Origin of the sequence: uncultured Croceicoccus sp. (assembly GCF_947496385.1) — a bacterium.
Lineage (GTDB): Bacteria > Pseudomonadota > Alphaproteobacteria > Sphingomonadales > Sphingomonadaceae > Croceicoccus.
In genome coordinates this window covers 1-9,031 of record NZ_CANMCP010000026.1, presented here as the reverse complement: position 1 = coordinate 9,031, position 9,031 = coordinate 1, and the positions used below count along the sequence as shown (strand labels likewise).

The window sequence follows — 9,031 nt, the reverse complement described above, 5'->3', positions numbered from 1 at the left end:
TTCGTCACTACGACGAAGCCCAAACCCTCCTTAATTACAACCTCAAATCTGTGCCATGGGTGCTGACGGGGAACAATGGCCGGTTTTGAAAATCCTCTCCGCCATTCGGCGAAATTGCCCGAAAACCTGCTCGCATTCTTCATGATTGTCACATCTTTCGTCTGGATCTGATCCTAGCGCGCCGCAATGCTCGGCCACGTGCGCGAAGGCAGCGTGACCGATTGAGAAACGGTCATTGTCTGCGCGTCGGAACCGACATCGAACCTGTACCGTCCCGCCGGCATCTGCCAATGGTCGCCGTTCCGCTCGGCCAAGATGCGCGAATCGATCGTGATTGTGACCGTGCGCGTTTCCCCGGCGGCGAGTTCGACCCGTTCGAACCCTGCGAGGCGGGTCAGAGGCTCGCCATTGCGCGATGTCAGATAGAGCTGCACCACCGTTGCGCCGTCGCGATCCCCGGTATTGCGCACCGTGACCTTTGCCGAGTGGCCATCGGTGACAAGCTCGCTGCTCTCGAAATCGGTGTAGGAAAGGCCGTGGCCGAAAGCGAAGAGCGGGCGCTGACCCTGCCGCGCGAACCAGCGATAGCCGACATCAGACCCCTCGATATCATAATCCGCGCGAAGCGGTGCGGCGCCCTCCGGAGGGTTGCCGAAAAATTCGGGCTCCACCGTATCGGCGCCGTCGACACGAGACCGCGGCCATTGCGTTTCGGCTGCGGGAAAGGTGATAGGCAGACGGCCCGACGGGTTGACCTTTCCAAAGATAACCGATGCGATCGCTTCGCCGCCGCGCGCGCCGGGATACCATGCCTCGATCACGGCCGCCGTCTTATCGAGCCACGGCATTAGGACAGGGCCGCCCGTTTCCAGCACCACGATCGTGTTGGGCTGGGCGTCGGCCACCGCGGCGATCAGCGCATCCTGCCCGTTCGGAAGGGTCAGATCCGGCTGATCGTAGCCTTCCGAAGCCCATTGTGTCGCAAAGACGATCGCCACCTCGGCTTTCTTCGCCTGTGCGACTGCCTCGCTGATATAGCGGCCGTTGCGATAGGTGATGTCGGCATCCGGCGCTTGCGCGCGGAGCGCGGCGAGCGGCGAGGACGCGTGATAGCTTTCGGTGATGAACGCGGCGGTCGGGCCTACATTGCTGAGTGGGACGCTGATGGCGGGGCCGCCCTTGCCTTGAACCTGGCTCGATCCCGCGCCCGACAGCACGCCCGAATCGGCATAGCCGCCAATTACGGCGATCGACTGTGCCCTCGCGGCCAACGGCAGGGCGCCATCACGATTGCGGAGCAGGACGATGCCCTGCTCGGCCACGTCCTGTGCGATATCCGCATGGACTTCGAAATCGATGGGCACGCCGGGCACGACCGGGTTGGTATCGAGGTTATTGTAGTACATCGCCCAGAGTATCCGACGGTTCATGTCGTCCAGCCGCCGGGCATAAGCAGGATCGTCATGTGCCGCGCGGGCCAGCATGTCGCCGAAGAACACGCGCGTATCGAGTTGCGATCCCGATTGCTGATCCAGCCCCGCAAGAGCCGCATCGAGCCCTGGCACCGCGCCCCAATCGGACATGACGAAGCCCTTGTAGCCCCAATCCTGTTTTAGGACGTCGTTCATCAGCCAAGCGCTGCCGCAGGCCGGCTCGCCATTGACGCGGTTATAGGCGCACATCACGGCGCCGGGATTTCCGATCTCGATACCGATCTTGAAAGCCAGGAGGTCGCTTTCATAAGCTGCATCTTCGGAAATGATGGAATCGACGTATTTGCGGCCCGTTTCCTGTCCGTTGAGCGCGAGATGCTTGATCGTGGCGATGATGTCGTTCGACTGCACGCCGCGAATGGAATGGCCGACCAGCGTTCCTGCAAGCAAAGGGTCCTCGCCCAAATATTCGAAATTGCGGCCATTGCGCGGATCACGGAGGAGGTTCACGCCGCCGGCCAGAAGGACATTGAAACCCTTGGCCCGCGCTTCTGCACCGATCATCTGGCCGCCGCGTTCGATCAGGGTTCGGTTCCAGGTCGACGCCATCGCGAGCCCGGCCGGCAGCGCCGTCGCGCCGTCGCCGCGAAGGCCGCCTATCCAAGAGATGCCGAGGCTCGCGTCGGTTTCGGTGAGTGCGGGCACATCGAGGCGCGCAATGCCCGGAATATATCCTGCGCCAAGGACCGCCTCCTCGGGAAGGGGGGCGCTATCCTCGCCGAACGGCATGGCGAGAATGCCGACGGTCAGAACGGTCTTTTCCGCCTCCGTCATCTGCTTGAGGGTGGTTTCGGCACGTTGCGCCGCGGTTGCGGATTGGTCTTGTGCCGCAGCCCCGGTCGCGGCGAGCGGGGAGAGATACACCGCTCCGAGCAGGAGGGACGCAAGGCGTTGGGTTCTGATTTTCATCATGGAATCTCCGGAAAAATTGTCGTCGTGCGTAGGGTTCGAAAAGGCGGAGCGGTCCCGGACCGCGCCCGGGCGGCATGGGGGCGGTCCCGGTATGGACGGGGCGCTGCATGGCCGCCAGTGTGCGGAAATCGCGAAAATTGTGGCATATTTATCGAAAAGCCGGATAAAGCAGGCCCATGTCTGATTTCGCCACCGCCAGCCGCCGTATCAATCTTCGCCAGATGCGCGCCATCGTCGCCATTTCGCAGCATCGCAATTTTACCCAGGCAGCTCAGGTCGTGGGCCTGTCGCAGCCGGCGTTTAGCGCGCTCATCGCGCAACTCGAAAGCGAGCTCGAGGTACGGCTCGTCGATCGCACCACCCGTTCGATCAGCCTGACCCCGGCGGGCATCGAATTTATTGCCGCCGCCCGGCGGATTCTCGAAGATGTCGAAGTCGCGGTTCGCGACGCGCAAGGGCATGCGCAATTGCGCCGGGGACGGCTGACAATTGCGGCCCTGCCGTCGCTGTGCATCGGTTCGCTTCCGCGACTGTTGGGCGATTTTTCGGCGACCTACCCGGACATCCAGGTCTCGGTCATGGACTTGCTGGGCGAGGAACTCGTGCAGGCGGCGATGTCGGGGAAGGCGGATTTCGGTCTTGGCTATGTTGGTCCCGACCGGGCGAAGGATCTCGAGGTAGTTTTTCGCGACCGGCTGGTTGCCATCGGCTGCCCGGAACTCCTGCCTGGTAAGGCAGCGCGGATCGGATGGCGTAATCTGGAGGGCCGGCCGATTATCGCGATGGCACTTGGGTCCAGCGTGCGACAATTGATTGATATCGGCAGCCACCAAGCCGGCGCCGATCTTACGATGGTGATCGAACCTGTGCAGATAGCAACCGCGCTCGCCTATGCGCGCGGCGGACTGGGCATTTCGATCCTGCCGTCCAGCATTATGGGGCAATTGCAGAATAGTGGGCTGGTGATGAAGGAACTCATCGATCCTGCTATAGAGAGGCCGATCTGTATCATTCGGCCGGGGAATGTGGCCCTGACGCCTGCTGCCGAAGTGTTTCTTCAGACGCTCCGGAACGAGATCGGGGCCGCCTGAAATCGCGGCGTCGCACGGCGCATCCGGTGCGTTTGCAGCTTTGCGCATCGCCAGTCGGTTCAGCGCAGTTGGGCTGGGCGGCATGACGTCCGGGCGGCAGGCGTTCCAATGCGTAGAGACGCTGTTTGGATATCGTGCATGGTCCGCTCCCGACGGTTGCGCGGCTGCGGCCGCATGTTTCTCGGCGGAGACTACGACCAATAAGTCATCTGTGAATTCGAAAAACCATATTATTTCATCGTGATTTCCGATTGACTGCTCTTTTCCACATTCTATCGGCAAACCGGATAATTTTATGTGATCGTTCGATTTGATCTATGGCAAGCAGTGGCGCAGGCTTCGTCTGAAGGCCCGCCGAAAAGACGCGCCACGCAAGAGGATTGAATGCGTCACCCCTGGTCTCTCGTGCCGGTTTCAATCGGTGCCACCGCCACTTCGACCAAGCGATTTGTAGGGGGAGATGCCGCGCTGTCCGGCATGATGAGCAGTAGCACAGTCAAGGCTGTGTGACGTTCGAAAAATGGCAAAACGAGGCAAGTCAATGAAGGGATCGGGCAGCAATATAAAGACGCTTGTCGCAGCGATGGGCTTGCTCGGCGCCGTGGGTGGGTGCGCCGCGCACGCGCCGTTGCGCAGCGAGGTTGCGGCCGTCGATGCGGCATCTTCCGTCTTGCAGGCCGATTTTGAGGAAATGGTCCGCACGCGACAGATACCGGGCGCCATCGCGATCATACAACGCGATGGCCGAACGCTTGTCCATGCACGGGCAGGCTGGATGGACGTGGAACGACGTGAACCGTTGAAGCAGGACGCGCTCTTCCGGCTCTATTCGATGTCGAAGCCGATCACTTCGGTCGCCATACTGATGCTCGCCGATCAGGGGCGGCTGCGGCTGGACGATCCCGTGTCGAAATATCTGCCCGAACTGTCGGCGATGAGGGTTTATGATTCCGGCGGGCTCGATGATATGCGGACCGTACCGGCAAGCGGTCCGATCACGATCGCACAATTGTTAACCCACACGTCGGGCATAATCTATCACTTCACCGGCGATACGCCCGTTCACCAGTATTATCGCAGATACGGGGTCATGCGCGATACGCCGGTTGGGCGTACCCCGCAAGACGGTCCGCCGGCCCGTTCCCTCGACGCGCTACTCGCGAGGCTCGGCGAGGCGCCGCTACTGCATCAACCCGGCGAAACCTTCGCCTACAGCTATTCGACCACCGTGCTCGGCGCAGTGATAGAGCGCATCATGGCCCAACCCCTCAACCAAGCGCTCGACACCATGCTGTTCACGCCGCTCGGCATGACGGACACTGGCTTTTTTGTCTCGGATGTCGACCTCGATCGTTTCACCACGCTTTACAGAGCGACTGAGGACGGGATCGAACCCGCCGAGCAACCGGAAACATCGGATTATCGCGACCGAGACCGCCTTCTCGATGGCGGGGGCGCCATCGTCGGCACCGCGGCGGACTATCTCCGCTTTGGCAGAATGCTCGCAAATGGCGGCGAATATGGTGGGAAACGCTTTCTTGCGCGAGAAACCGTCGCGGCCATGTTCACGCCCCGAACCGCGATGGAGGGACCGGACAAGGTCGCGTTACCCTTTGGCTATGGCGTGTCGATCGGCACGAGGGAAACCGCGGCGGCTGGGCTCCAACCGTTCGGCACGGTCAGCTGGGCGGGGTCCGGCAATACGTATTTCTTCGTCGATCACGAAAGCCGCATCGTGGCGCTCTTGATGACGCATGAACTGACCGGTGCGGATCAGGCGCGAACGCTGCGGATCCGCGCAGTGCTCGACCGCGCAGCCGCGCCTTTTCTGAAGCGTTAGGAACGTGATGGCCGCTCGTATCCGTAGCTTTGCGGTCCCAGCGGTCGGCCTAAACGCGGCGAAGCTCTGCTTTGTTGTCTTAACCATGCGACCAACGACCGCCTCGCGGCTGTCGATCAGAAACACACATGTCGGGGCGCGTCGGGCGCCGTCTACAGGAACGTACGATGCTTGATTTGCTCAAGGGCATAAAAATTCTCGATTTTACCACCGTCGTACTCGGTCCCTACGCGACGCAGATACTTGGCGATCTAGGCGCGGAAGTGATCAAGGTGGAACCTGTCGCGGGGGATGGCTTTCGCGCGGTGCGACCCGGGCATCACCCGGCCATGGGCGCCGGCTACCTCAATCTCAATCGCAACAAACGATCGCTGGCCATCGACGTAAAGAACGAGGCCGGGCTTGAGATCGTGGACCGCCTGGTCGGCAAGGCCGATGTCGTAGTCCACAATATGCGGGCGGCGTCCGCCGACCGCCTCGGCATCGGCTTCGACAGGCTGCGAACGGTCAATCCGGGGATCGCGTGCTGTTATACCGCCGGTTTCGGGGTGGAGGGGCGCGATCGCGGCGAGCCGGCCTATGACGATATCATTCAGGCCCGTTCGGGTCTTGCGGCTCTCAACTCCAATTCGGCGGGTGAGCCGCGCTTTGTCTCCACCATCATCGCGGACAAGGTCGGCGGGCTGCATCTCGCCATCGCGGCGCTTGCCGCCATCGTGCGACAGCAACGCACCGGCGAACCTGTCGAGGTCGAAGCCCCGATGTTCGAAAGCCTCGTATCGTTCATGATGGTTGAGCAGCTTGCTGGCAAGACCTTCGACCCTCCGCTTGGCGGCATGGGATACGAGCGGCTCTTGTCGCCCTATCGCAAACCCTATCGCACGAAGGATGGCTTCGTGGCGCTCCTGCCCTACAATACGCGGCAGTGGGTGCGTTTCATGCAGATTATCGGCCGCGATGACATGGCCGATGCGTCGATACTGACCGATCCTGTCGAGCGGAGCCGCAATATCGACACGCTCTATGCGATCATGGAAAATGCCGTGGCCTTGCGCACCACGGGAGAGTGGCTGGATATCATGCGTGAAAACGATATTCCCTGCTCGTCGGTGAATGCGCTGGACGATCTCATGGCGGACGATCATCTGGCCGATGTCGGCTTGTTCGAACGAGTCGAGCATCCGTCCGAGGGCAGCACGATCGCTGTCCGCTCGCCCTTTCGCAGCGGTACCGCCGACCGCGACCGCCCGGCTCCGCGCTTGGGCGCCGATGCGCGCCAGATCCTCGAGGAATGCGGGGTTTCACACGATCGGATTGCAGAGCTAAAAGCCGCGGGCGTCATTGCCATGCCAATGCACGAAGGTGCCGACTAAGCCATGCTGGCGATCGGAGGCCTGCTGACAATCCTGCTCGTCCTTGCGGCGATACTGAGCCGCCGGATGTCGGCGTTCGTGGCGCTATCCGTTATTCCAATTCTGTCCGCTCTGCTCATCGGACAGGGCGGACAGCTCGGCACGATGATAATGGCCGGTTTCGCCACAGTTGCGCCAACCGCGGCGATGTTTCTGTTCGCCATCCTGTTTTTTTCCATCATGGCGGATGCGGGATTGTTCCGTCCTGTCATCGCTGGCGTTCTTCGGTTTGCGGGCGACAGTCCGCCCCGCATTGCAGTGGGCACCGCGGTGCTGGCATCGATCGTTCATCTCGACGGATCGGGCGCGTCAACCTTCCTCATCACGATACCCGCTATGTTGCCGATCTACGACCGCATTGGCATGGATCGCCGGGTGCTAGCCTGCGTCACCGCGATGGCGGCGGGAGTGGGCAACATGCTGCCATGGGGTGGGCCGACGTTACGAGCAGCGGCCTCGCTGCAGGTTAATGTGGTCACGCTTTTCCAGCCCGTGTTACCAATTTACGCGGTGGGGTTGTTTTGCGTTCTGTCGTTCTCTTGGTGGCTCGGCGCGCGTCAGACAGACCACTTGTCGGCAGATGCGGCCATGGATGGCAGCATGGTTTTTGACGGGGCGGCATCTGCCGGCGCAGGGCCGATTGTGCTTGGCTGGCGTTACTGGATCAATCTTGCAACGGTTGGCGCGGCAATCGGTGTCATGCTGGCCGGCCTGCTGTCTCCTGCGGTGGCCTTCTTTGTCGCCCTGTCGGTCGCCATGATCGTTAACACTCCCGGACTCGCTGCGCAGCGCGAGACTTTCGAACGTCATGCACCATCCGCCATAGTGATGGTCGCAGTTCTGCTCGCGGCTGGCTGCTTTACCGGCATTCTGCGCGAATCGGAGATGCTCGACGCGCTTGCCGGAACGGCGGCCGGGGCTCTGTCCCACGAAGCCGCCAGCGCCCTGCCAGTTCTGATCGGAGCGCTGGGCGTGCCTCTCAGCCTGCTGTTCGATCCCGATAGTTTCTATTTTGGTATTTTGCCCGTGCTGGGCAATGTCGCGGAGGCCGGCGGAGTGCCGGCGGTGACGGTCGCGCGCGGCGCAATCCTCGGCCAGATGACCACCGGCTTTGCGATCAGTCCGCTGACCCCTGCTACCTTCCTACTGGTCGGTCTCGCTAAGATCGATTTTGCCGAGCATCAGCGTTTTACTTTTCCGTTCTTGCTTGCGATCGGGCTGGTGATGACGGCTGCGGGAACTGTGATGGGAGTATTGACGACGTGATCCTGCCCGAAACGATCGAGCTAGTCGAAGTTGGCGCCCGCGACGGCCTTCAAAACGAAAAGACCTTGGTATCGACGGCGGACAAGATCGAACTGATACGCCGCGCCGCCGCGGCGGGGGCGAGGCGGATGGAAGTCGCCAGCTTCGTTAATCCGCGCCGGGTGCCGCAGATGGAGGACGCGGAGAATGTCTGCGCTGGTATCGAGGATCTCGATGTCGTGCGCATCGGGCTCGTGCTGAACCGACGGGGGGCGGAAAGGGCCTTGGCCACTTGTGTGGATGAATTGGGCACGGTCGCATGCGCGAGCGATGGCTTCGGCATTGCGAACCAAGGCCAAACTAGCGCAGAATCAGTCGAGGAAGCAGCCGCTATCATACGGTGCGGTCTCGACGCCGGGCGGCGGGCGCAGGCTACCATTTCCGTCGCCTTTGGTTGCCCCTACGGTGGGCCGGTCGACCCTGGACGCGTCGGCGAAATGGCGCGCCGCCTCGGCGACGCTGGTGCGCACGAGATTGCGCTTGCCGACACCATTGGCGTCGCGGGGCCGGGGGACGTAGTCCGTGTGATGAAGAAGGTCCGCGTGAGCGTGCCGGACATCCCGATCCGCCTGCATTTCCACGACACGCGCAACATGGCGATCGCCAATGCGCTGATTGGGGTTTCGCTGGGTGCAAGCGTTCTTGACGGTTCCATCGGCGGCCTTGGCGGATGTCCTTTTGCGCCCGGCGCATCGGGCAATGTGGCAACGGAATCGCTTGTCTACATGCTGGATTCCCTGAAAATCGAAAGCGGGCTCGACCACAGCGAATTGTGTAAGTCGGCTCAATGGATATTGACAAAACTTGGGAGGCAGTGACTTGCGGGGCACTGTCAGAAGGATGGTACCTCTGGCAAATTCGTAGGTGCACGGTAGGGGAAGCGAATACCCCGAGCCAAGAAACTAGGCGGTAAACTCATAAAACGGCTTGTGATCTGCGGGGCCGCATGATTCAGGTTCTTCATTGTGATGGAGGGCT

The 9,031-nt window shown here is 61.5% G+C and carries 6 protein-coding genes; 5 read left to right on the top strand and 1 reads right to left on the bottom strand.

Going from position 1 to position 9,031, the window contains the following annotated elements; genetic code table 11:
• Positions 1-173: 173 nt before the first annotated feature.
• Positions 174-2,405, bottom strand: a complete 2,232-nt coding sequence (locus tag Q0897_RS15695; RefSeq protein ID WP_299310332.1) for a glycoside hydrolase family 3 C-terminal domain-containing protein — start codon at positions 2,403-2,405, stop codon at positions 174-176.
• Between the two features lie 176 nt (positions 2,406-2,581).
• Here Q0897_RS15695 and Q0897_RS15690 point away from each other — a divergent pair, with 176 nt between their 5' ends.
• The 5 genes from Q0897_RS15690 (at position 2,582) to Q0897_RS15670 (ending at position 8,871) form a co-directional block, all read left to right on the top strand.
• Positions 2,582-3,496, top strand: coding sequence for a LysR family transcriptional regulator (locus tag Q0897_RS15690; RefSeq protein ID WP_299310330.1), 915 nt, complete (start codon positions 2,582-2,584; stop codon positions 3,494-3,496).
• 541 nt (positions 3,497-4,037) lie between these two features.
• Entirely contained in the window at positions 4,038-5,336 is a 1,299-nt protein-coding gene (locus Q0897_RS15685) for a serine hydrolase domain-containing protein (RefSeq protein ID WP_299310328.1), read from the top strand.
• 167 nt (positions 5,337-5,503) lie between these two features.
• The gene (locus tag Q0897_RS15680) at positions 5,504-6,709 is read left to right on the top strand and encodes a CoA transferase (protein WP_299310326.1); all 1,206 of its coding nucleotides are present in this window, start codon (positions 5,504-5,506) and stop codon (positions 6,707-6,709) included.
• 3 nt (positions 6,710-6,712) lie between these two features.
• Positions 6,713-8,014: a citrate:proton symporter gene (locus tag Q0897_RS15675; RefSeq protein ID WP_299310324.1), complete on the top strand. Its 1,302-nt coding sequence runs from the start codon at positions 6,713-6,715 to the stop codon at positions 8,012-8,014.
• Complete coding sequence (locus Q0897_RS15670) at positions 8,011-8,871, top strand: hydroxymethylglutaryl-CoA lyase (RefSeq protein ID WP_299310322.1); 861 nt, start codon at positions 8,011-8,013, stop codon at positions 8,869-8,871. The genes Q0897_RS15675 and Q0897_RS15670 overlap by 4 nt, the downstream gene beginning before the upstream one ends.
• Positions 8,872-9,031: the final 160 nt, after the last annotated feature.

Coding starts and splice junctions, on each gene's coding strand:
- Q0897_RS15695 (WP_299310332.1), bottom strand. CDS start 2,405: ATGATGAAAATCAGAACCCAACGCCTTGCGTCCCTCCTGCTCGGAGCG.
- Q0897_RS15690 (WP_299310330.1), top strand. CDS start 2,582: ATGTCTGATTTCGCCACCGCCAGCCGCCGTATCAATCTTCGCCAGATG.
- Q0897_RS15685 (WP_299310328.1), top strand. CDS start 4,038: ATGAAGGGATCGGGCAGCAATATAAAGACGCTTGTCGCAGCGATGGGC.
- Q0897_RS15680 (WP_299310326.1), top strand. CDS start 5,504: ATGCTTGATTTGCTCAAGGGCATAAAAATTCTCGATTTTACCACCGTC.
- Q0897_RS15675 (WP_299310324.1), top strand. CDS start 6,713: ATGCTGGCGATCGGAGGCCTGCTGACAATCCTGCTCGTCCTTGCGGCG.